Source organism: Allobosea massiliensis (assembly GCF_042655245.1).
Taxonomy (GTDB): domain Bacteria; phylum Pseudomonadota; class Alphaproteobacteria; order Rhizobiales; family Beijerinckiaceae; genus Allobosea; species Allobosea massiliensis.
Genome location: NZ_JBHSLU010000127.1, coordinates 70,457 through 92,106 on the forward strand (window position 1 = coordinate 70,457; position 21,650 = coordinate 92,106).

Below are 21,650 nucleotides of genomic sequence, written 5' to 3' on the forward strand. Positions count from 1 at the left end.
GCCATGCCGTCGAAGCCTTTCCTTTTCCTATGCCTGCTGCCGGTCCTGCTGCTGGCTCCCGGTTCCGGCGCCGTCGCGGCGCCGACCCAGACGCCGCCCGCGGCCGCCCCGGCCGCCCTGACCTCGGATGCAGCGAGCTACTGCGCCGCGATCCGCGATCCCGCCGCGGAGGCTCGCTTCGCCTGGCAGGCGAACCAGCTCAAGAGCCTGGAGGCCAGGCTCGCCGAGACCCTGAAGAAGCTCGAGGAGCGCAAGGCCGAGCTGCAGCTGCTCACCGACCAGCGTGCCGCCGAGGTCAAGCAGGCCGAGGCCCGCATGACCGACATCTTCGCGCGGATGCGCCCCGATGCCGCGGCGCTCCAGCTCTCGGCGATGGATCAGGGCGTGGCGGTTGCCGTGCTCAGCAAATTGCCCGCCCGGGCCGCCAGCGCCGTCCTCAACGAGATGGAGGCCTCGCGCGCCGCCCAGCTCGCCGAGGTGATGGGCGGCCGGCGGGCCCTCCCGACCTCGTCCCCAACCGGAGTCCAGACCCGATGAAGGCCCTCATTCTCGCGGCATGCGCCGTCACCCTCGCCGGCTGCGGCACCGACATGGCCGAGCTCAACCGCGAGCCCGTAATGTCGCGCGTCGGCAGCGGTCTCGCCGTCCAGCGCGACGCGATCCCGCTCGGCACGCCGCCGGGCCGGGGCGTCGATGTCGCCTTCAACTCGATCTACACCCGCCAGAGCGAGGATCTCTTCCGCGACACCCGCGCGATGAAGACGGGCGACGTCGTGACGGTGAAGATCTCGATCAACGACAAGGCCAAGCTCGACAACAAGTCGGACCGCTCGCGCAATTCCGCCGCCAAATACGGCCTCGGCTTCCTCGCGAACTTCAACGGCGCCTCGGGCGATGCGTCTGCGAGCGCGAACGCCAGCTCCGACACCTCCTCGCGCGGCCGGGGCCTGACCGACCGCTCCGAAGAGGTCGAGATGTCGGTCGCCGCCGTGGTCACCGAGATCCTGCCCAACGGCAATCTCGTGATCAACGGCTCGCAGGAGGTGCGCGTGAACTACGACATGCGCGTGCTCAACGTCACCGGCATCGTGCGTCCGCGCGACATCACCGGCAACAACGTCGTCTCCTACGAGAAGATCGCCGAGGCAAGGATCTCCTATGGCGGGCGCGGCCGCGGCATGGAGGTGCAGCAGCCGGCCTGGGGCCAGCAGCTCGTCGACAAGGTCACCCCCTTCTGATGGCGCGCTCCCTGCCCAGGCTGGCCGGCCCGCGCGGGAGCCGGAGGGTCGCGCCTCGGGCGCTGCTCGCGGCGGCGCCGGTCATGATCCTGACCGCGTTGGCGGCGGCGGCCGGCACGCTCTGGGGCTTCCGCGTCGTCGGCACCGTCGAGAGCACGGTGATGAAGCGGATGGAGGCGGCGACGCCCGATCTCGCGGTCAACCCGCAGATGACCGGCACGCTGGTGATGAAGAAGCTGCCGCCGATCGTCACCAATCTCGCGGCTCCGGCCAACACCTGGGTGCGGCTCGAGGCGGCGCTCCTGCTCGAGCAGAAGGCCGCGCTCGGTGCCGACCCGCTGGTCGGCGCCATCACCGAGGACATTCTCGGCTTCCTACGCAGCGTCACCGCGCAGCAGATGGAAGGGGCGGCCGGCCTGCGCAACCTGCGCGAGGACCTGACGGAGCGCGTCGCGATCCGTTCCAAGGGCGTCGTGCGCGACATCGTCATCGAAACGCTGGTGGTGCAGTGACCCGGATTCTCGCGACATGTCTGATCCTGATGGCCGGCATCACCGGCGCGCAGGCACAGTCCTTCGGGCTCGACGGCCTTTTGCCGCAGGGCGGGGCCTCGGCCTCGGGCCGCATCGTCCAGATCGTGGCGATGCTGACGGTGCTGTCGGTCGCGCCGGGGCTCCTGATGATGGTCACGAGCTTCAGCCGCTTCGTGATCGCGCTGTCCTTCCTGCGCTCCGGGCTCGGCCTGCAGAGCACGCCGGCCAATCTGATCCTGGTCAGCCTGGCGCTGTTCATGACCTTCTTCGTGATGGCGCCGACCTTCGACAAGGCCTGGCAGGACGGCGTGCTGCCGCTGGTCGAGAACCGGATCAGCGAGGGCGAGGCCTATGCGAAGATCACCGCACCCTTCCGTGACTTCATGCTGGCGCAGACGCGGCCGCAGGACTTGCGCCTCTTCGCCGATCTCGCCCCGGCGAGCATCCGGCCGCAGGACCCGGCGCAGGCGGTCGATCTGCGGGTGCTGATCCCGTCCTTCATGATCTCCGAACTCCGGCGCGCCTTCGAGATCGGCTTCCTGATCGCGCTGCCCTTCCTGGTGATCGACATGATCGTGGCGACGATCGTGATGTCGATGGGCATGATGATGCTGCCGCCGACGGTGATCTCGCTGCCCTTCAAGGTGATCTTCTTCGTCCTGATCGACGGGTGGAACCTGCTGATCGGCGGGCTGGTGCGCTCCTACAGCTGAGCGGGGAGAAGTCGTCCCGCCAATCCCCGCGGCTGCTGACGGGTCGATGATGGCTTCCTTTCGGGAGGGCGGCCATGTCGATGCAGCGAAGCGGAGCGGATACGGGCGTTTCGCCGACGTCCGCGGCCCTGTCGGTCACGCGGGAGCGCCTGTTGCGGCTGGCGCCGCAGGGGCGCGCCGCGATCGTCGCGGGGCTCGCTGCCTCGTTCGACCGTTCGGCTGCGGCGGCCGGGATCACCACCCGGCTGCGGCTCTGCCATGTCCTGGCCCAGGCCGCCCATGAGAGCGACGGCTTCCGGACGCTGGAGGAATATGGCGGACCGGCCTATTTCGCCCGCTATGACGGGCGCCGCGATCTCGGCAACACGCAGGCCGGCGACGGCGCGCGCTATCATGGTCGCGGCCTCTTCCAGCTCACCGGCCGCGCCAATTACCGCCGCTATGGCTCACTGATCGGTATCGACCTCGAGGGCTCGCCGGAGCGGGCGAAGGAGCCAGCGGTCTCGCTGGCGATCGCCTTCGCCTATTGGCGCGACCGCGGCTGCAACGCGGCCGCCGATGCCGATGACGTCGTCGCGGTGACGAAGCTCGTCAATGGCGGGCGCAACGGGCTTGCGCAGCGCCGGCAGTTACTGGCGCTGGCGAAGACGATCTGGGTCTGAGATTTGCGTCATTCTCGGGCTTGACCCGAGAATCTCATAACCAGCTGTCTCTGGTTTCCGCGATGGTCGGGTCAAGCCCGACCATGACGTGCGGGCCCGGTTTTTATGCGTGCCCGGCCTTCAGCGCCTGGTCGAGATCGGCATAGAGATCCTCGAGATCCTCGATGCCGGTCGAAAGGCGCAGCAGATCCGGCGGGCAGGGGGAGCCGGCGCCTTCGATCGAGGCGCGATGCTCGATCAGGCTCTCGACGCCGCCGAGCGAGGTCGCGCGCTTGTAGAGTTCGACATGCGCGGCCGCCTTCACCGCCGCCGCCTCGCCGCCGACCACCTGGACCGAGAGCATGTAGCCGAAGCCGCCTTCCATCTGGCGCGCGGCGATGTCGTGGCCGGGATGCTGCGGCAGGCCGGGATAGAGCACGCGCGCCACCAGCGGATGGGCCGAGAGCTTCTGCGCCAGCGCCATCGCCGAGGCGCTCTGGCGCTCCTGCCGGACATGGAGCGTGCGCATGCCGCGCATCAGCAGATAGGCCTCGAAGGGCCCGAGGATGCCGCCCTGGCCCTTGCGCACGGTCTTGATGCGGTTCCAGAACTCGTCGTCCTCGCGGGCGCAGAGCGCGCCGGCGACCACGTCGGAATGGCCGTTCAGCACTTTGGTCGCGGCATGCATGACGATGTCGGCGCCGAGCTGAAGCGGGCGGGTGTGGACCGGCGAGGCGCAGGTCGAATCGACGGCCAGCTTGGCGCCGGCCTTGTGGGCGATCTCGGCGGCGGCGGCGATGTCGGTGATCGTCCAGAGCGGGTTCGAGGGCGTCTCGGCCCAGACCAGCTTGGTCTTGCCGGGCTTCACCGCGGCCTGCAGAGCGGCGAGGTCGTCGGTCTCGACGAAGTCGATGACGAGACCCCAGCGGGTCGCTTCCGTCAGCAGCCAGGAGCGCAGCGCCCAGTACATCACCTTGGAGGCGACGACATGGTCGCCCGGCGAGAGCGCCTGGAAGACGGCAGTCGCCGCTGCCATGCCCGAGCCGAAGAGCAGCGCGCCGGCCTTGGCCTGCTCGAGCATGGCGAGCACGCTTTCAGCTTCGCGCGTGGTCTCGTTGTCGGGCCGGCCATAGACAAAGCCGCCGGAATAGCCGTTGTCCTCGTCGCGGATATAGGTCGTCGAGACATGGATTGGCGGCACGACGCCCTTGGTCAGCGGGTCGATCTTGCCCATGGCCTGCGCGGCGAGGGAGCGGGGGTGGAAAGAGCGCTTCGGCATGACGATCCGCGAAAGTTCCAGGGGGGACTAAAGACGCATCTGGCGCAGGCGAGGGGCGCGGCGCAAGTGCCGCGACCTTGCCAGGAACGCAGGACGCCTCCATGTCACGATCATGAGCATTTCACCATCATCCTCGGCGTCCGGCCCGCGCCCGGTCTGGATCGTCGTACTGATCGCGATCCTGCCCGTCGTCGCCGTCTCGCTGCTCGGCAACGCCGTGACGATCCCGCAGGTGACGACCTGGTACCCGACGATCGCCAAGCCGCGCTTCAACCCGCCCAACTGGGTGTTCGGCCCGGTCTGGACGACGCTGTTCGCGCTGATGGCCTATGGCGTCTTCCGCATCCTGCGGCTGCCGGCCGGGACGCCCGGGCGGACGAAGGCGCTCGCGGTCTACCATCTCCAGCTCGCGCTGAACCTCGCCTGGTCCTGCGTCTTCTTCGGGCTCAACAGCCCGCTCGGCGGCATCCTGGTGATCCTGCCCTTCCTCGGTCTGATCTTGTGGATGATCGCGCTCTTCGCCCCGCTGGACCGGCTCGCGGCCCATCTGCAATGGCCCTATGTCGCCTGGGTCTCCTTCGCGACGCTGCTCAACGTCTCGATCTGGTGGCTGAACCGCTAACAGCGGGCTTCAGCCGATCGAGCGCTCGATCACGTCCAGCACCGTGCTGCGCAGTTCGGCGATGGTGAAGGGCTTGGTCATCACCTCGGAGACGATGGCGTCGAGGCTGCGGGCGCGCTCGCGCTGCTCGGCATAGCCCGTCATCAGCATGATCGGCAGGTCCGGAAAGGCCTGCTTGGCGGCCAGTGCCAGCGCGATCCCGTCCATCAGCGGCATGCGGATATCGGTCAGCAGCAAGTCGAAATGGCCGCCCTCGGCGATCAGCGTGTCGAGCGCCTCGGCGCCGTCGGCCGCCGTCAGGCAGGAATGGCCGTCCATGGCCAGGCCGCGCGCCACCAGCGTCCGCAGCGGCTCCTCGTCATCGACCACCAGAATGCGCGACATGGCTCAGATCCCCGGGAGGCCGGCCTGGTCGGCGGTTTCGACGACGCCGACATAGGGCAGCTGCCGGTAGGAATGGGCAACATCCATGCCATAGCCGACGACGAAATAATCGGGGCATTCGAAGCCGACATGCTCGGCCGTGATGTTGACCGCGCGCTTGCCCGGCTTCTCCAACAGGACTGCGCAGGACACCTTCGCGGCGCCGCGCGCGGCCAGCAGGTCCTTGGCGAAGGCCAGCGTGCGGCCCGATTCCAGGATGTCGTCGACCAGCAGCACCTCGCGACCGCGGACATCGCTCTGGACGTCGCGCAGGATCTCGACCTGGCCGGAGGAGACGGTGGCGGCGCGGTAGCTCGAGAGATGCACGAACTCGACCTGGGGCGACATGCCGACGCGATGCATCGCGCGGATCAGGTCGGCGACGAACATGAAGCTGCCCTTGAGCACCGCCACCACCAGCAGGTCGGCCGGGGCGGTCGCGGCGATCGCCGCTGCCATCTCCTCATTGCGGCGCGCGATCGTCGCCTCGTCGTACAGCACCCGGATGCGCCGTGGCTCCGACATGATGGGGTCGTCCTTTCACGGACCGCGCCGCGCGGGCGCGTCCTGCAGATGATGTCTGGATTTGAGGTTTAGAGCGCCTGATCGGAACTGAACAGGCCTGCGCGCGGCCGCATGGCCGCCGGAGCGATCCGCCGGGTCAGTGCTGCCCCGCCTTGTCGGGCCCTGAGGCGGCGAAGCGCACCAGCACGGTCTGGCCCGTCGCCGGCGGCGCGGCCAGCCGGGCGCGGAAGCGCATCAGCTCCGCCGGCTCGAGCTCCGGCCGCGGCGGATCGGTCTTCCAGCTGTAGAGCGTCTGCCCGGAGGCATCCTGAACCGCGACCTCGATCGGTGGCACGCGCGTCTGGCTCTTGGCGATGTTGGTGACGTTGCCCTCGACCACGAGGAAGCGCCCGGCTGCATCCTCGACTAGGCCGCTCTCGACCGACCCGAGTTTGAGGCCGCGGACATTGACGGGGAGGCCGAGCGTCTCGAAGACGTCGGCGAGCTGCGGGGCGGCCCGCGCCACCCTGTCGCGCTGGACCACGAGCAGGCCCAGCCCGGCGATGCCCAGCAGGGAGAGCGAGGCGGCGGCGACGACGGCGCGAGAGGGTTTCGCCTTGGCCTTGGAGCCCTTGCGGGCGGGGCGGCCGGAGCGCTTGCCGCGTGGGGCGGCCGGGGCAGCTTCGCCCGTTTGGCCCTCGGCACCGCTGTCGGGGAGCTCGTTCTCGGCGGCGACAGCGGAAACCTGGGCCTCGATCGCCGCGGCCTGCTCCAGTTCCTCGTTCAGCAGCGCCTGGGTTTCCTCGGGCGTCGGGACCGCGGGCAGTTCCGGCTCGGGATCGACATGCCACAGGGTCTGGCAGCTGGCGCAGCGCACCTTGCGTCCGTCGGGGCCGAGCTTGGCGCCGTCGAGTTCGTAGCGGCTGGCGCAGGAGGGGCAGACGATCAGCATGGCGGCGGCCGGCGGTTCCCGTGCGGTTCGAGCCTGCGCCCGCCCTCGGGGCGCGTCTCCCATTGGCGGGCGGGATGGTTAACGTCGCGTGAAGAACTTGCCGCCATGCTCCGTCGCGACGGCTCTCCGCGCACCGCCAACGGGTGTAGGATCGGCCGCGAAGATTCGCCGTCTGGCGCCGGGGACGCAGGGATTTGGTTCGGTTCGAGAATGTCGGCCTGCGATACGGCATGGGCCCGGAGGTGCTGAAGGACATCACCTTCAGCATCGAGCCGCGTTCGTTCCAGTATCTGACCGGCCCGTCGGGGGCCGGCAAGACGACGCTGATGCGCCTCGTGCTGATGGCGCTGCAGCCGACGCGCGGCCTGGTGCATCTCTTCGGGCAGGACGTGTCCCGGCTCGACGCCGCGACGCTGACGGCCTTCCGCCGCCGCATGGGCGTCGTCTTCCAGGATTTCCGGCTGCTCGACCATCTCACCCTCTACGAGAACGTCGCGCTGCCGCTGCGCGTGCTCGGCAAGGAGGAGGCGAGCTACCGTGCCGAGGTCGTCGAGCTGCTGCGCTGGGTCGGGCTCGGCGAGCGGATGCATGCGGTGCCGCCGGTGCTCTCGGGCGGCGAGAAGCAGCGTGCGGCGATCGCGCGCGCCCTGATCGGACGGCCCGAACTGGTGCTGGCGGACGAGCCGACGGGCAATGTCGACCCGGCGCTCGGGCGGCGGCTGCTGCGTCTCTTCATGGAGCTGCAGTCGCTCGGCACGGCGGTGGTGATCGCGACCCATGACCTCGGCCTGATGGAGCTCTACGACGCGCCGCGCCTCGTGCTCGCCGACGGACATCTGCACGTCGATGCCTGACGCCGGACATCACGAAGTGGAGCGCGAGGAGCGGGCGCTGCCGAGCAATCTGCGGCGCGACCAGCCGCTGGTGCCGATCGACACGGTCGCCGGCCGGGCGCTGATGGCGGTGATCGCGATCCTGACTTTCCTGGCAGCGCTGAGCGCGGGGGCCGCCGTGCTCGCGGCACGCGCCTCCGAGCAGTGGCGCGGTGCCGTCTCGAACGAGATGACGATCCAGATCCGGCCCGATTCGCGCCGGGATATCGAGGCCGACATCGCGCGGGCCGTCGCCATGGCCCGCGAGGTCGAGGGCGTCGCCGCCGTGCAGGCGATCCCGCGCGCCGAATCCGACAAGCTGCTGGAGCCCTGGCTCGGCACAGGGCTGGACCTTGTCGAACTGCCGGTGCCGCGGCTGATCGTGCTGAAGCTACGGCCGGGTGCCGGTTCGGATCTCGCCGCCTTCGGCACGGCGCTGCGCCGCGAGGTGCCGACCGCGATCCTGGATGATCACCGGCTCTGGCTGCGCCGGCTTTCGACCATGGCAAGCACGATCATCCTCTCGGGCGCGGCGGTGGTGCTGCTGGTGATGGCGGCCGCGGCGCTGGCGGTAGCCTTCGCGACCCGCGGCGCGATGGCCGGCAGCCGCGACAGCGTCGAGGTGCTGCATCTGGTCGGCGCCGACGACGATTTCATCGCGCGCGAATTCCAGAGCCGTTTCGTGCGGCTCGGCCTGCGCGGGGGCGCGATCGGCGGCGGAGCGGCGATTCTCGTCATCGCCCTGCTCGGCATCCTCGCCTCGCGCTGGAGCAGCGCGCCGGAGGCCGAGCAGCTGCGGGCGATGTTCGGCGCCTTTGAGATCGGTTGGGGCGGCTATGTCGCGGTGGTGCTGGTCGCTGTCGTCGTTGCGGCGATCTCGGGCCTCGTTTCGCGGGTTACCGTGCGGCACCATCTGCGCGCCCTCGCGCAGGGGTCGGCGTGATGATGCGTCCGCCGCCCCGCGCCCCCGAGGGCCCTGCCGCGCTTATGCCCGATTGGCGAAATAGCGTGGTCGGGCGATGGCGATGATCGGCATGAGGCAGGAGAGATCGGCTCCTCTCGCGCGCCCCCTCGGGGCCGCTGGCGCCGGAAGGAGCGCGGGTCTCAGGCGCGCGGCTCTTCTGCTCGCGCTGGCGCTGCCGCTTGCGGTGCTGGCGGCGGTGCTGCTGGGCTATGTCCGCTTCGCCTCCGCCATCGTCTCGCGCGAGCCGGCCGCGGTGCCGCGCACCGATGCGATCGTGGTGGTCACGGGCGGTTCCCAGCGCGTCGGCGACGCCATCGGCCTGCTCGGGGCCGAGCGCGGCTCGCGGCTCCTGATCAGCGGCGTCAACGAGAAGACCGGCCGCGAGGAACTCGCCAAGCTGAATCCCTCGGCGCGCGAGCTGCTCGCCTGCTGCGTCGACCTCGACTACCGCGCCCGCAACACCATCGGCAACGCGATCGAGGCCCGCCGCTGGGTGCGCAATCACGGCTTCCGCTCGCTTCTGGTGGTGACCTCGAACTACCACATGCCCCGCACCATTGCGGAATTCGCCCATGCGATGCCGGGCGTGCGCCTCGTGCCCCATCCCGTCGTGACCGACCAGATCGACACCGGCGGCTGGTGGCACCGCTGGAGCGCGATGCGGGTGCTGGTGCCGGAATATGCGAAGTATCTGGCGGCGCGGCTGCGCAGCCTGGTGGAGACCGATCCGGAGACCTCGCGGCTCTCCGTCATCATCGGCGGGCGCAAGCCGGTCTCGTCCAAGCCGGCCGAGCTGATGGGGCCCGAGCACGAGCGCCGCAGCCAGGTGAAAAGCGGGCCTCACGACGGCTGATCGGCGTCGCCCCGCTTGACGTGCGCCGGGGGGCGGGGTCTTTGCGCGCCATGCTCGTCCTGCGCTCGCTCCTCTTCAACGTCCTGTTCTACGCGAACCTGTCGATCTGGCTGGTCTTCATCGCGCTGCCGTCGCTCCTGTTGCCGAAGCGGGCGCTGCTCGCCATCGCCGTCGCCTGGGCGCACAGTTCGCTGTGGCTGATGAAGGTCGTGGCCGGCACGGATTACGAGGTCACCGGCCGGGAGAACATTCCCGCGACCGGCGGCATGATCGTCGCCGCCAAGCACCAGTCCTTCTGGGAGACCTTCGTCCTCGTCACGATCTTCCGCGACCCGGTCTTCATCCTGAAGCGCGAGCTGACCTGGATTCCCCTGTTCGGCTGGTGCCTGATGAAGCTCAGGATGATTCCGGTCGACCGAGGCGGAAAGGCCCGCGCGCTCGCCCAGGTCACGCGGCGCGCCAAGACCGAGCTGCGCGACAAGGGGCGACAGCTCCTGATTTTCCCTGAGGGGACCCGCCGGCCGCCCGGTGCGCCGCCGGCCTACAAGTTCGGTGTCGCCCATATCTACGGCGAACTCGGGCTGCCCTGCGTGCCCGTCGGGCTCAATTCCGGGCTGTACTGGCCGCGTCGGAAGTTCCTGCGGCGGCCGGGCACCATCCGCCTCGAGATCCTGCCGCCCATCGCGTCGGGGCTCGACAAGGCAGCCTTCCATGCCGAACTGCAGGAGCGGATCGAAACGAGCAGCGACCGGCTTCTCGCTGTCGGTCGGGCCGAACTCGCCGCCCGCGGGCTCGATCCGATGGCGAACACTGCTGACAGGCTGCGGCAGCAGGGCTGATCCCCGCGCGAGCCAGCGCTTGACTTGTCCCCGTTCCGTTCTCACCTTGTCATGGAACAAAGGAGGAACGACATGGCTGCTCTCGCCCATCGCCAGCCGGCTCCGCGTCCCGGCCGCGCCGTCTTCGACCGGCCCCAACGCGACCTCTTCGCCCGCGACCTCCCGGCGGAGGCACCGGCCAGCCGCGCCTGCGAGATGCCGATGCGCAGTGCGGCCGCTCTCGGCGAGCGCCGCTTCACGGCCTGGCGCGGCCGCTCGGGCCGGCGCTATGTCGCCTCCGTCTTCGCCATCGGCGACGATCACGCGCTCGGCTTCACCGACGCGGTGCTGCTGGCAGTCTCCGCCGACCGGCGCATCCTCGCCGCGCGCGAGAGCAGCCCCTTCGGCGTCGAGGCGGCGCTGCGGCGCTGGCAGCGCTCGGTCGCGGTCGCCGGCGCGGCCGAAATCCATGTCCATCTGCTCGCCGAGGACGGCATCAGCCGCCGCGCGGCTCTGCTCGACCTGATGCCGGAGGTTTGAGGCGCCGAACAGGCTGGCCGGTCAGGCCCATCGTCATTGCGAGTGTAGCGAAGCAATCCAGATCCTCGGCGCTAGGCATCTTCTGGATTGCTTCGCTGCGCTCGCAATGACGGGTGAGCAGGCCGGAGCGCGTTATAGCTTCGGTCGCGGCGCGGCGCCCGGCGCCAGCGCCTGGGCCAGCCCGGCGAGGACGGGATCGCAGATGCCCATCTTGCGCAGATGCTCGTCGGTCAGGAGCACATAGTCCGGGTTCTCGCCCGAACTGCCGCGCCCGTGCCGGACGAGTTCGAGCTGCTGCTCGCGCGGCAGGCGCCCGGCATATTGCAGGTGCTTGCGGTCGGCGACATAAACCAGCGCCGTGACATGGCGGCCATCCTGCAGCCGCACGGGCATCAGCCGCTCGACATAGACCGCCGTCGCCTGCTCGCGGGCACGGAGATAGGCGACCGTCTCCTGCGCCCGATCGGCCGCGACGCGAAAGGCGAGCCCCCGGCAGATGCCGCCGCGGTCGAGCCCCAGCACCAGCCCGGGCCGCTCCGGCGTGCCGCGGTGGACATGCGAGAAGATGCAGAGCGAGCGGTGATAGCCGTGGAGCCGGGCCGGCACGCTCTCCTCGAAGGCGAAGCCCGGCCGCCAGATCAGCGAGCCATAGCCGAAGACCCAGAGGTCGCTTTCGCCGAATCCGCGCGGCTGCCCCTTTCCGTCCGTTTCGCGCGCCACCGTCTCTCGTCCCATAATTCGGCCGTGTGGCCCTGCTTGAAAGCGGCACCGGCCGCAGGGGCCGGCTGGTCTCCGCCTCCAGGCGGAGCTAACAATCCCGCCGCATCCGCGCAATGGACCGATCCCGCATGACCGATTCCCTCTCCGGCCGCCGTCGCAGCAGCAGGGCCTGGCTCTACGCCCCCTTCGTGCTGCTCCTTCTCGTCGCGCTGGGCTGGACGGCGTTCTGGTTCGTGGTGCGCGGGCGCGTCATCGAGGCGGTGGATGCCGCGCTCGCCCGCGAGGAAGGGCTCGGCCGCAGCTGGAGCTGCGCGGATCGGTCCGTCACCGGCTTCCCCTTCCGCGTCGAACTGCGCTGCAGCACGCTTGCGCTCGCTTCTGCGCGCTGGGGCGAGGCGGTCAGGGTCCAGACCGGGCCGGCAGTGGCGGTCGGTCAGATCTACACGCCCAATCTCGTCATCGCGCAGATCACCGGCCCGCTGCAGGCGAATCTTCCCGAGGGCCGCAAGCTCGATCTCGGCTGGACGCGGCTCGAAGCCAGCCTGAGCCATGGCACCGCAGGCCCCGAGCGGGTCTCGCTCGTCGTGACGGCGCCCGACGCCAGGCTGAGCGCGCCAGGCCTCGCGCCCGAGACCTGGAAGGCGGCGAGCGTTGAGGCGCATCTGCGCCGCAATCCCTCGCGGCCGGCGACGGATCAGGCCGTCGACCTCGCCATCGCGGCGAAGGGCTCGGTGCTGCCCGCGCTGGATGCGCTGCTGGGCACGACGGAAGCCGGCGATGTCGACATCCAGGCGACGCTGACGCAGTCGGAGGCGTTCCGGATCGGCCTCAACCCGGATGCGCTGGAAGCCTGGCGGACGGCCGGCGGCCAGATCGAGGTGACGAAGCTGGTTTCGGCCAAGGGACCGGCCCGGATCGAGGCGACGGCGCAGTTCCTGATCGATCAGACGCATCGTCCGGCCGGGCAGATCCAGGCCTCGCTGGCGGGCATCCGCCAGATCGCCGGCATTCCCGTCGGCGGGCTCGCGGCGGGCATCGGCGGCCTCCTCGGCGGGCGCCTCAGCGCGCAGCTGCCGGGGGCTGCGCCAGGCCTCAACGCCCTGCCGCCGATCGTGCTGCGCGAGGGCCGCGTCTATCTCGGCCCGATCCGCCTGCCGGTCCAGCCGCTGCCGGCGCTGTACTGAGGCGCCAGCCACGAAAAAGGGGCGCGGAAACCGCGCCCCTCAAAATCCAACAACGAACGATCTCGTCAGGCCGCCGGCAGGGCCGCGCGCGGGGCCTCGATCCGGACCAGCGCCTTCTTGACCGCGTCCTGCACCTTCTCGAAGGCGCGCACCTCGATCTGGCGGACGCGTTCGCGCGAGACGCCGAACTCTTCCGAGAGCTGCTCCAGCGTGATCGGGTCGTCGGCGAGGCGGCGGGCCTCGAAGATGCGCCGTTCGCGCGGGTTCAGCACCTCGAGCGCCTCGCGCAGCGCCGTGTGGCGGTTGTCGGCCTCTTCCGAATCGGCGAGGCGACGCTCCTGGCTCTCGCTGTCGTCGACCAGCCAGTCTTGCCACTCGCCCTCGCCATCCTCGCGCAGCGGCGTGTTCAGCGAGGCGTCGCCGCCGAGACGGCGGTTCATGTCGATGACGTCCTGCTCGTTGACGCCGAGCTTGGTGGCGATGCTCTTGACCTGCTCGGGACGCAGATCGCCCTCGCCCAGCGCCGAGATCTTGCTCTTGGCCTTGCGCAGGTTGAAGAACAGCTTCTTCTGGTTGGCCGTTGTGCCCATCTTCACGAGCGACCAGGAGCGCAGGATGTACTCTTGAATCGACGCCTTGATCCACCACATCGCATAGGTGGCGAGGCGGAAGCCCTTGTCGGGCTCGAAGCGCTTGACGGCCTGCATCAGGCCGACATTGCCTTCGGACACGACTTCGCCGATCGGCAGGCCGTAGCCGCGATAGCCCATGGCAATCTTGGCGACGAGCCGCAGATGCGAGGTGACGAGCTTGTGGGCCGCGTCCCGGTCGCCATGCTCGCGCCAGCGTTTGGCGAGCATGAACTCCTCGTTCGGCTCCAGCATCGGGAATTTGCGGATTTCGTCGAGATAGCGTGAGAGTCCGCCCTCGGCGGACAGGACGGGCAGCGAGGCACTCGCCATGCGCGTTCTCCTTCTCGGGCCCCCGCTTCGCGGCAGGCCCACCGCGCGATCAACCTTCGCGCAGGTTCGGATGTCGTGAACAGACCCAACGTCTCAACCATACGCAGGTTCGGTCGGGTCGGTTCATCTGCGGCGCCCCCTTGGCCATCCGCATCCGATCGCCAGTATATGCCAAGACAGCTTGGCGGAAACTAGGCAAGGAAGCCAGTTTGGCTCACAGAGCCGCGAGCGCTGCTTGCAATTGCGCAAACTCGGGCGGCGGCTCGGACTCGAAAAGCAGTTCCTCTCCGCTGGCCGGGTGCTCGAAACCGAGCACGGCCGCATGCAGCGCCTGGCGGCCGAGCCTGGTCAGCGCGTCCCGCGCCAGTTCGGGCAGGCGGGCCGCCTTGGTGGAGAAACCGGAGCCGTAGAGCTGGTCCCCCAGCAGCGGATGGCCGAGATGGGCCATGTGGACGCGGATCTGATGGGTGCGCCCCGTCTCCAGCCGGCACTCGACCAAGCTGGCCAGCGCCTCCGTCTCCTCGCCGGCCTTGAGCAGCGGCGGGTAACGCTCGATCACGGTGTAGTGCGTGATCGCCTCGCGCCCGCGATCCTCGCCGACGACCATCATCTTCTCGCGGTTCTTGTTGGAGCGCTCGATCTGGGTCTGGACCGTGCCGTGCAGCCGCCGCGGCACGCCCCAGACGATGGCGAGATAGGCCCGCCGCAGCGGGCCAGTACGGCCGTGATCGGCGAACTGCTTGGCGAGTTTCTGATGGGCGCGGTCGTTCTTGGCGACGACGAGAAGGCCGCTGGTGTCCTTGTCGAGGCGGTGGACGATGCCGGGCCGGCGCACGCCGCCGATGCCGGAAAGGCTCTCGCCGCAATGGGCGATCAGCGCATTGACCAGCGTGCCATCCTCATGGCCCCCGGCAGGATGAACGACGAGGCCGGCCGGCTTGTCGATGACGACGAGATGCTCGTCCTCGAAGATGATGTCGAGCGGGATGTCCTGGCCGACCGGATCGGGCGGGCGGGCGGCGGGCATGACGAGCGCGATCGTGTCGCCCTCGACGACCTTGCGCTTGCCGTCAGTCGCAATCACGCCGTTGAGCGCGACACCGCCCTCCTTGATGACCTGCTGCAGCCGCGCCCGCGAAATCTCGCCGGCCAGAAGCGCCAGCGCCTTGTCGAGGCGTTCGCCGGCCTGTTCGGGCCCGACATGGAGGGTGGTCCCTGCGCCGGCGGCGGCGCCCGTCGTCTCTGTTGGGGTCATGACCGACGCTATAGGCCGGGCGGGCGCAAGCCGCACGCCTTTTCGCGTGGGTGGCTCAGCCGAACAAGCGGAACTTGCCCTTCTTGTCCTCGACGGGCTGGACCTCCTCCGGCCCCGGATCGTCCGGCGCGTGGGCGACGGGGAAGATCACCGGCTTGGGGCGGCCCTCGCCGACTCCCATCACCGGTTCGGCCACGAGGGCGGGCTCCGGCTTCGTCTCTTGCTTCGTTTCGGTCGTGGGGTCCGCCTTCGCTTCGGTCTTGGGCTCGCCGACGATGGCCGGTTTCGCCTCGCTGGCCGGCGCCATGGCCGGGACGGATTCCGGCTTGGGAGCGGGCTCGGAGGGGCTGTCGGCCTTGGCGGGCGCAGGGGCGGGAGCCGGCGCCGCCGGCGGCGCGACCGCAGCGGGAGCGGGCTCTACCGTCTCGGCCCGCGCCTCGATCAGGGGGCGGGAGTCGTCGTCGAGATCGGCGAGCACATCGTCGAGATCGGTGCCCTGGCTGGAGAGCGTCGCGGGCGGCACCGTCCAGACAAAGGCGTCGAGCCGGCCGGAAATCGGCGAGACCGGCATCCACTGGTCGGAAACCAGGCCGTCCGCCACCCAGGCGGCGTCCCGCGGGGCGCGCGTCGCCCGCGCCAGCCATTCGCGGACGCGGCCGGCGGCGCCGTGCTCGGCTTCCTCCAGCTCGGCCATCAGCAGGCAGGCCCGCACCGAGGCGCCGCCCGCCAGCAGCGGCTTCAGCGTGCTGCGGGCCTTGGCGAAATCGCGGGCATGGATGGCGGCACCCGCCAGAGCCAGCACGCCCTCGGGATCGGCCGGGCGCAGCTTCGCCAGGGTGGTGGCGCGGGCGAGCCGGTCCTGCGCGCTGTCGCCGGGGCGGACATCGAGATAGGCGGCGGCGATGTCGGGATGGGAGACCTCCTTCCAGGCGGCCTCGAGCAGCTTCACCGCCTTGCGGACATCGCCCCGCTCGCCGAGCATCCGGCCGGCCAGGGCCGCAGCGGGCGTCAGGCCCGGGGCGAGCTTGACCGCTTCGAGGGCGGCGGCGAGCGCCTTTTCGGGCGCGCTGCCGCGGGCCTCCAGCGCCTCGGCGGCGAGCAGAACGGCGCGCTGGCGCTTGGCGTCGGCCTTGTCGGCGAGGCGCAGGGCGGCGCGGCGCTCGACGGCGGTGCGCGCCGCCTGCCAGTCGCCGGCCTGAGTGTGGAAATCGAGCAGCGCGTCATTGGCCCAGGCCAGCGAAGGCGAGCGGCGCACGGCGTCGTCGGCGAAGGCGCGGGCGGCGGCCATGTCGCCGCGGCGCTTGGCCTCGACGAAGAGCCCGCGCAGGCCGAGCACCCGCGTCTCCGGCTTGTCGAGCATCGCCTTGAAGGCGGCTTCGGCCCGGCCGCGATCGCCCGAGAGCTGGGCGGCCTGGGCTTCGAGCAGCAGCGTCAGCGGCTCGTTGCCGGCATAGCGGCGGGCATCGACGGCGTGGCGGCCGGCGGCGACGGGGTCGCCCGCCCCAATGGCGACCATGCCGCGCGAGACCGCCTCGAAGCCACGCGCCCTGCGCCGTGCACGGGAGGCGAAGCTGAAGGCGCCGGGCAGGCCGAAGACGAAGCGGAGCAGGCCGAAGGCCAGCATCGTCAGCAGAGAGAGCACGACGACCGCGATCGCCGCCAGCGCGACGCTCGTGTCGACCCGCCAGCCCTGCCAGACCAACGAGACCTCGCCCGGCCTGTCGGCGAGCCAGACGGCCCCGACGGCGAGGGCGGCGAAGACGGCGAGATAGACGAGTACGCGAACCATGGAACCCCTATCCTCCGTCAGCCGGCCGTGCCGAGCGCGGCGACCGCATCCTGCGTGATTTTGGCGATCGCCGCATCCGCGGCGGCGCGCTTTCTCAGCGCTTCGCCGAAAGCGGCGCTCTCGCGGCGCGCCGGCTCGGGCAGCTGCTCCCAGGCGGCTGCGGCCGCAACGATGTCCCCGCGCGCAATGGCGGCCTCGAGCCGCGCCGGCAGCGTCGCCGGATCATTGGCGCCGGTGTCCCCGACGGGGCGGATGCTGATGACGCGGCTGACGAGTGCGAGCGCCCGTTCCTGCCAGCCGGCCGAGGCCGGCGTCAGCTCACGGATGAACATCGCGCGGTGGCCGCGCAGCTGCGTCAGGAGCGCGTCCTTCGTCGCTGCGCCGGTCGTCGCGACGGCATTCAGCGCCGCGAGCTGGTCGGGCGAGCCGCCGCCCTTGGCGAGGGCCGCGACATCGGCGGCGAAAGGCTGGCCCGAGGCCAGTGCCGCCTGGACCCGCTCGGCCAGGACGATCCGCGCGGCGGCGAGGCCTTGCGGGCTCGGCGCGGCGGCCGTCTTGGCCAGTGCCTCGACGGAGCCGATGCGGGCTGCGTTGCGCTCGAGCTGCTGGCCGACCGCCGTCGCCGTCGCCTCGGCCCGCTGGGCCCTGGCCTGAAGCTCGGAGAGGGCCGCCGCATCCGGCGCCGCCGATCCGGCGATTTCGTTGGCACGGGCGGTCGCGCTCTGGGCCGCGGCGCCGGCCTTGGCAGCCGCGTCGGCGGCGGCCGCCGCCTTGCGGTCGAGCTCGGTCGTGGCGGTCTGCAGACGGTCGAGGCGGCCCTGAAGCTGGGCGACCTGCTCGGGCGTGATCGCGGGCGTCTGCCGGTTCAGCGCGAAAAAGACCATGCCGGCGCCGACCGCGCCGCCGACCAGGCCGGCCAGCGCCATCGCGGGCAGGCTCGATCGCGAAGACGCGGGCGCGGCTGTGGGAGGGGGAGCAGGCGGTGCGTCCGCGGCGGCCGGCTCGTCACGGGGCGGTGGCGCGTTGGTGGGCTCGGGAAACTCCCGGGGCAGGGCCTCGGTCGGCAGAACCGCTTCGGGCGGGGGCTCGGCGCCGGGCGTCGCTGGGGTAGCGGTTTCGGGCGCGGGCTCGATGGCAGGCGTTTCGGCGCTGACGGGCGACGCCTCGGCGGCCGGCCCGGGCGGCGTCAGATCGGTCGCGGTCGCCTCGATCGTCGGTGGGATGCGGCCCGAGCGCGCGGCACCCTTGCCCTTGGCCCTGGCAGTCTTTCCGTCGCTCTTCGTGCCGTCGCCAGCGGAACCGGCCGGCCTGTCGGAATCGTTCATCTCGTCCTTGTCCGTCTCGACGCCCGACGGCGCAACCGGCCCCTGTGTAGCACCCCCGCTGCCGCGATTGCGAGCGGACACTTGGTCCAGCGCCGCCAGCAGCGCCGCCTCCTCCGGGTGCTCTGCGACGAGGACCGTGCTGGCGCCGGCAGCGATCAGCGGAGCTGCGACATCGGCCGAGAGGGTGACATGGGTGAGATCGAGGAGGGGCTCCAGCACGTTCGCCGCGCGGGCGAGATCAAGGCAGGTGCGCACGCCGCGGGCGGAATAATGCAGCGCGCCCTCGACGGCGCCATGCGCCAGCGCATCGCGCGCCTCTGCCGGAAACTCCGTCACGGCCTCTGCGGCATAGGCCGTCCAGATCGCCACCGCAAAGCCGGCCTGCGCCAGCCGGTCGCCGACATCGTCATGCCGGTCGCGGCCGACGATCAGGAGCAGCAGCGCGCCCGCCGGCAACGTCTCCCCGATCAGCCGGATCAGATCGTCGCGGTTGCCGTCGGCGCTGCGCGAATCCGCGTGGCCGGCTTCGCGGACCTTGCCGGCGGTGCGGGCGCCGACACTGAAGGTGGGCATATCGCGGGCCGTCGCCGGCAGCTCGGCGAGCGCCGGCACCGCATTGCCGCTGGTCAGGACAAGGGCGTCGAAGGGGCCCTCCGGCGCCGGATCGGCCGTTCGCGACACCGTAAAGAGGGGTGCGAGCACGGGGTCGTGATGGTGATCGCGCAGGGCTGTGGCGGTGCGCGCCGCCTCGGCCGGCGGGCGAAACACGAAAATGCGCATGCGATGTCCCTCGTCCCCCGACGATGCCGTCTCGCGGGGCGTCCCCACGGATGGCATCGGCCTTCATCCATTCCGCGCGGCCCCGTCCCGCGCAAGTCGTCATTCATCCAAGTGCCGGGAGGCGCTGCGGGTTCCCGAAGCTTGAACCTGCCCGCCCCTTGGCCTTCGCGGCGCCGGCGGACTATAGGAGGGGAAACCGGCGCGGTTCCGCCCGCCTTCGCTCCCCGATTGATCCTCCTGCCGGGACCTCATCGACCGATCATGCGCGTTCTGGGCATAGAGACGACTTGTGACGAGACCGCGGCCGCCATCGTGTCGGTGGAGCGCTCTGGCGAGATCAAGATTCTCTCCAACGAGGTGCTGAGCCAGATCGCAGCCCATGCCGCCTATGGCGGGGTCGTTCCCGAGATCGCGGCGCGCGCCCATGTCGATGCGATCGACCGTATCGTCGCCCGCGCCTATGAGAGCGCGGGGCTGGCGCCGGGCGAGATCGACGCGGTGGCGGCGGCCGCCGGTCCCGGCCTCGTCGGTGGCGTCATGGTTGGCCTGACGACCGCCAAGGCGATTTCGCTCGTCACGGGCAAGCCCTTCATCGCCGTCAACCATCTGGAAGCCCATGCGCTGACGGCGCGGCTGACCGACAATCTCGCCTTTCCCTATCTGCTGCTGCTCGTCTCGGGCGGGCATACGCAACTGCTCGCCGTGCGTGGGGTCGGCGACTACCTCAAGCTCGGCGGCACCATCGACGACGCGGTCGGCGAGGCCTTCGACAAAATCGCCAAGATGCTCGGCCTGCCCTATCCGGGTGGCCCCTCGGTCGAGCGCGAGGCGGCCAAAGGCGATCCCGAGCGCTTCGACTTCCCGCGGCCGATGCAGGGAAGGCCCAACCCGGATTTCTCGCTCTCGGGGCTGAAGACGGCGGTGCGGCTGGTGGCGGAGCGCATCGCGCCGCTCTCGGACCGCGACGTCGCCGATCTCTGCGCCTCCTTCCAGGCCGCGATCGTCGATGTGCTGGTCGACCGGACGCGGGCCGGCCTGCGCGGCTGCGCGGCGGCCGGAATCACGCCGAGCGCGCTCGTCGTCGCGGGCGGCGTCGCCGCCAATCAGCCGATCCGGCGCGGCCTGACCCGGCTCGCCACCGAGGCCGGCCTGTCGATGGTCGCCCCGCCGCTGCATCTGTGCGGCGACAATGGCGCGATGATCGCCTGGGCCGGGCTGGAGCGGCTGCGGCTCGGCCTCGTCGACGACATGGGGGCGCTCGCCCGGCCGCGCTGGCCGCTCGACGAATTGAAGCCCCGCGCCCAGACGGCCCCCGCCGGCGCCGCCGGATGAGCGGCGAAGGCCCCTTCGACACGATCGGCACCGTCGGTGCCGGCGCCTATGGCGCGGCGCTGGCCCTGGCCGCGGCCCGGGCGGGGCGTCGCGTCCTGCTCTGGGCCCGCGAAGCGGCGGCCGTCGACGCCATCGCCCGCACCCGTCAGGCGCCGCGGCTGCCCGGCATCACGCTGCCGGATGCGGTGCGGGGGACCGTGCAACTGGCGGATCTCGCCGGTTGCGATGCGCTCCTGATCACCGTGCCGACGCAGAGCCTGCGGGCGGTCTGCCGGGCGCTGGCGCCGCTGCTGCCGGCGAGCATCCCGGTGATCTCCGCCGCCAAGGGCATCGAGCGCGGGACCGGGCTCTTCACCACGCAGATCATCGCGCAGGAACTCCCCGCCGCCCGGCCCGCCATCCTGTCGGGCCCGAGCTTCGCGGCCGATATCGGCAAGGGCCTGCCGACCGCGGTGACGCTGGCCGCGGCCGACGCGTCGCTGGCGCAGGCGCTCGCCGAGGCGCTGAGTTCGCCGGCCTTCCGCATCTATCACAGCGCCGACCCCCGCGGCGTCGAGATCGGCGGCGCCGCCAAGAACGTGCTCGCCATTGCGGCGGGCATCGCGATCGGCCTCGGCTATGGCGAGAGCGCGCGCGCTGCGCTGGTCGCGCGCGGCTTCGCGGAACTGCGCCGCTTCGGCCAGGCTCATGGCGCGCAAGGCGAGACGCTGATGGGGCTGTCGGGGCTCGGCGATGTCGTGCTGAGCTGCGCCTCGCCGCAATCGCGCAACTTCGCCTTCGGACTCGCCCTCGGCCAGGGCCGCAGCGTGACGGATGCCGCCGGCGGGGCTCTGGCGGAAGGCGCCTTCACCGCCCAGATACTGGCGCAGATGGCGCAGGCCGGCGGCGTCGACATGCCGATCGCCGACGCGGTCGCCGGCATCATCGACGGCCGGATCGGCGTGCGCGAGGCTGTGACCGGGCTGCTGGCCCGACCGCTGCGGGCCGAAGGCGAAGGGGAGACCATGTAATGGCGGGCGACTGGTCGGATCTGACGAAGCGGGTGGCGCGTGGCATCGCCGAGGTGCGCAAGACGACCGGCTCGGAGCTCGTGGCCGAGAGCGAGCCCGTGCCGCTGGCCGGACGCATCGCGCAGCCGGTGATCCAGCATCGCCGCCGCCGCGCGGAGGGGACGCATCGCTTCGTGCTGATCCTGCCCTTCGGCGAGGCCGAGGTCCGCGTCGAGCTCGATCCCAAGGACTACGCCGCCCTGACCCGCGAGATGGTGCGCTTCTGGAACGTGCAGGGGCCGGAGGCCTCGAAGCCGCCGGTGCCGCAGGAAGAGGCGACCGGCGAGTAGCGAGTGGCGATA

At 70.9% G+C, this 21,650-nt stretch carries 24 protein-coding genes; 15 read left to right on the forward strand and 9 right to left on the reverse strand.

Annotation, left to right across the window (positions count from 1 at the left end; translation table 11 throughout):
* The first annotated feature begins 3 nt into the window (after positions 1–3).
* The 5 genes from ACFPN9_RS27180 to ACFPN9_RS27200 all read left to right on the forward strand — a co-directional run bounded on the left by ACFPN9_RS27180 (position 4) and on the right by ACFPN9_RS27200 (position 3,146).
* Positions 4–537, forward strand: a complete 534-nt coding sequence (locus ACFPN9_RS27180; RefSeq protein WP_066723970.1) for a MotE family protein — start codon at positions 4–6, stop codon at positions 535–537.
* Positions 534–1,238, forward strand: coding sequence for a flagellar basal body L-ring protein FlgH (gene flgH / locus ACFPN9_RS27185; protein WP_066723967.1), 705 nt, complete (start codon positions 534–536; stop codon positions 1,236–1,238). The genes ACFPN9_RS27180 and flgH overlap by 4 nt, the downstream gene beginning before the upstream one ends.
* Positions 1,238–1,750, forward strand: coding sequence for a flagellar basal body-associated FliL family protein (locus tag ACFPN9_RS27190; RefSeq protein WP_066723964.1), 513 nt, complete (start codon positions 1,238–1,240; stop codon positions 1,748–1,750). Before flgH ends, ACFPN9_RS27190 begins: the two co-directional genes overlap by 1 nt.
* A gap of 29 nt (positions 1,751–1,779) precedes the next feature.
* Complete coding sequence (fliP, locus tag ACFPN9_RS27195) at positions 1,780–2,484, forward strand: flagellar type III secretion system pore protein FliP (protein ID WP_066724110.1); 705 nt, start codon at positions 1,780–1,782, stop codon at positions 2,482–2,484.
* Positions 2,485–2,558: 74 nt separating this feature from the next.
* On the forward strand, positions 2,559–3,146 hold the full coding sequence (locus ACFPN9_RS27200; RefSeq protein WP_066723961.1) for a glycoside hydrolase family 19 protein: 588 nt from the start codon (positions 2,559–2,561) through the stop codon (positions 3,144–3,146).
* Positions 3,147–3,249: 103 nt separating this feature from the next.
* Here the strand turns inward: ACFPN9_RS27200 and ACFPN9_RS27205 are convergent, their stop codons facing one another.
* Positions 3,250–4,404, reverse strand: coding sequence for a trans-sulfuration enzyme family protein (locus ACFPN9_RS27205; RefSeq protein WP_066723958.1), 1,155 nt, complete (start codon positions 4,402–4,404; stop codon positions 3,250–3,252).
* A 112-nt stretch (positions 4,405–4,516) separates the two neighbouring features.
* Here ACFPN9_RS27205 and ACFPN9_RS27210 point away from each other — a divergent pair, with 112 nt between their 5' ends.
* On the forward strand, positions 4,517–5,026 hold the full coding sequence (locus ACFPN9_RS27210) for a TspO/MBR family protein (protein WP_066723956.1): 510 nt from the start codon (positions 4,517–4,519) through the stop codon (positions 5,024–5,026).
* A 9-nt stretch (positions 5,027–5,035) separates the two neighbouring features.
* On the opposite strand, the gene ACFPN9_RS27215 is transcribed toward ACFPN9_RS27210, so the two are convergent.
* The 3 genes from ACFPN9_RS27215 to ACFPN9_RS27225 form a co-directional block, all read right to left on the reverse strand.
* On the reverse strand, positions 5,036–5,410 hold the full coding sequence (locus tag ACFPN9_RS27215) for a response regulator (RefSeq protein ID WP_066723953.1): 375 nt from the start codon (positions 5,408–5,410) through the stop codon (positions 5,036–5,038).
* Positions 5,411–5,413: 3 nt separating this feature from the next.
* Entirely contained in the window at positions 5,414–5,974 is a 561-nt protein-coding gene (gene hpt, locus ACFPN9_RS27220) for a hypoxanthine phosphoribosyltransferase (protein WP_066723950.1), read from the reverse strand.
* Between the two features lie 136 nt (positions 5,975–6,110).
* A complete protein-coding gene (locus ACFPN9_RS27225; RefSeq protein WP_066723947.1) occupies positions 6,111–6,905 on the reverse strand; it encodes a DUF3426 domain-containing protein in 795 nt (264 codons plus the stop codon).
* 194 nt (positions 6,906–7,099) lie between these two features.
* Between ACFPN9_RS27225 and ftsE the strand changes: the two genes are divergently transcribed.
* From ftsE to ACFPN9_RS27250, 5 genes are all read left to right on the forward strand, one after another.
* Positions 7,100–7,759 carry a cell division ATP-binding protein FtsE gene (ftsE, locus tag ACFPN9_RS27230; RefSeq protein WP_066723944.1) on the forward strand — a complete coding sequence of 220 codons (660 nt, stop codon included), beginning with the start codon at positions 7,100–7,102 and terminating at the stop codon, positions 7,757–7,759.
* Positions 7,752–8,720 carry a cell division protein FtsX gene (locus ACFPN9_RS27235; RefSeq protein ID WP_066723941.1) on the forward strand — a complete coding sequence of 323 codons (969 nt, stop codon included), beginning with the start codon at positions 7,752–7,754 and terminating at the stop codon, positions 8,718–8,720. Before ftsE ends, ACFPN9_RS27235 begins: the two co-directional genes overlap by 8 nt.
* Before the next feature lie 91 nt (positions 8,721–8,811).
* Positions 8,812–9,594 (forward strand): YdcF family protein, encoded by a 783-nt coding sequence (locus ACFPN9_RS27240; RefSeq protein WP_082733086.1) that lies wholly within the window; start codon positions 8,812–8,814, stop codon positions 9,592–9,594.
* A 50-nt stretch (positions 9,595–9,644) separates the two neighbouring features.
* Positions 9,645–10,433 carry a lysophospholipid acyltransferase family protein gene (locus ACFPN9_RS27245; protein WP_066723937.1) on the forward strand — a complete coding sequence of 263 codons (789 nt, stop codon included), beginning with the start codon at positions 9,645–9,647 and terminating at the stop codon, positions 10,431–10,433.
* A 72-nt stretch (positions 10,434–10,505) separates the two neighbouring features.
* Positions 10,506–10,952, forward strand: coding sequence for a hypothetical protein (locus ACFPN9_RS27250; RefSeq protein ID WP_066723934.1), 447 nt, complete (start codon positions 10,506–10,508; stop codon positions 10,950–10,952).
* 132 nt (positions 10,953–11,084) lie between these two features.
* On the opposite strand, the gene ACFPN9_RS27255 is transcribed toward ACFPN9_RS27250, so the two are convergent.
* Complete coding sequence (locus ACFPN9_RS27255) at positions 11,085–11,672, reverse strand: gamma-glutamylcyclotransferase (RefSeq protein ID WP_245282310.1); 588 nt, start codon at positions 11,670–11,672, stop codon at positions 11,085–11,087.
* A 128-nt stretch (positions 11,673–11,800) separates the two neighbouring features.
* Here ACFPN9_RS27255 and ACFPN9_RS27260 point away from each other — a divergent pair, with 128 nt between their 5' ends.
* The gene (locus ACFPN9_RS27260) at positions 11,801–12,856 is read left to right on the forward strand and encodes a DUF2125 domain-containing protein (protein ID WP_066723929.1); all 1,056 of its coding nucleotides are present in this window, start codon (positions 11,801–11,803) and stop codon (positions 12,854–12,856) included.
* Positions 12,857–12,921: 65 nt separating this feature from the next.
* On the opposite strand, the gene rpoH is transcribed toward ACFPN9_RS27260, so the two are convergent.
* From rpoH to ACFPN9_RS27280, 4 genes are all read right to left on the reverse strand, one after another.
* Positions 12,922–13,818, reverse strand: coding sequence for an RNA polymerase sigma factor RpoH (gene rpoH / locus ACFPN9_RS27265; RefSeq protein WP_066723926.1), 897 nt, complete (start codon positions 13,816–13,818; stop codon positions 12,922–12,924).
* A gap of 214 nt (positions 13,819–14,032) precedes the next feature.
* Complete coding sequence (locus tag ACFPN9_RS27270) at positions 14,033–15,073, reverse strand: RluA family pseudouridine synthase (protein WP_066723923.1); 1,041 nt, start codon at positions 15,071–15,073, stop codon at positions 14,033–14,035.
* Positions 15,074–15,128: 55 nt separating this feature from the next.
* The gene (locus ACFPN9_RS27275; RefSeq protein ID WP_066723920.1) at positions 15,129–16,862 is read right to left on the reverse strand and encodes a heme biosynthesis protein HemY; all 1,734 of its coding nucleotides are present in this window, start codon (positions 16,860–16,862) and stop codon (positions 15,129–15,131) included.
* A gap of 17 nt (positions 16,863–16,879) precedes the next feature.
* Positions 16,880–18,967, reverse strand: coding sequence for a uroporphyrinogen-III synthase (locus tag ACFPN9_RS27280; protein ID WP_066723918.1), 2,088 nt, complete (start codon positions 18,965–18,967; stop codon positions 16,880–16,882).
* Positions 18,968–19,228: 261 nt separating this feature from the next.
* Here ACFPN9_RS27280 and tsaD point away from each other — a divergent pair, with 261 nt between their 5' ends.
* From tsaD to ACFPN9_RS27295, 3 genes are read left to right on the forward strand one after another with little or no spacing between them, the layout of a single operon-like run.
* Complete coding sequence (tsaD, locus tag ACFPN9_RS27285) at positions 19,229–20,299, forward strand: tRNA (adenosine(37)-N6)-threonylcarbamoyltransferase complex transferase subunit TsaD (protein WP_066723915.1); 1,071 nt, start codon at positions 19,229–19,231, stop codon at positions 20,297–20,299.
* Positions 20,296–21,309 (forward strand): NAD(P)H-dependent glycerol-3-phosphate dehydrogenase, encoded by a 1,014-nt coding sequence (locus ACFPN9_RS27290; RefSeq protein ID WP_066723911.1) that lies wholly within the window; start codon positions 20,296–20,298, stop codon positions 21,307–21,309. Before tsaD ends, ACFPN9_RS27290 begins: the two co-directional genes overlap by 4 nt.
* Positions 21,309–21,638, forward strand: coding sequence for a hypothetical protein (locus ACFPN9_RS27295; RefSeq protein WP_066723908.1), 330 nt, complete (start codon positions 21,309–21,311; stop codon positions 21,636–21,638). Before ACFPN9_RS27290 ends, ACFPN9_RS27295 begins: the two co-directional genes overlap by 1 nt.
* Positions 21,639–21,650: the final 12 nt, after the last annotated feature.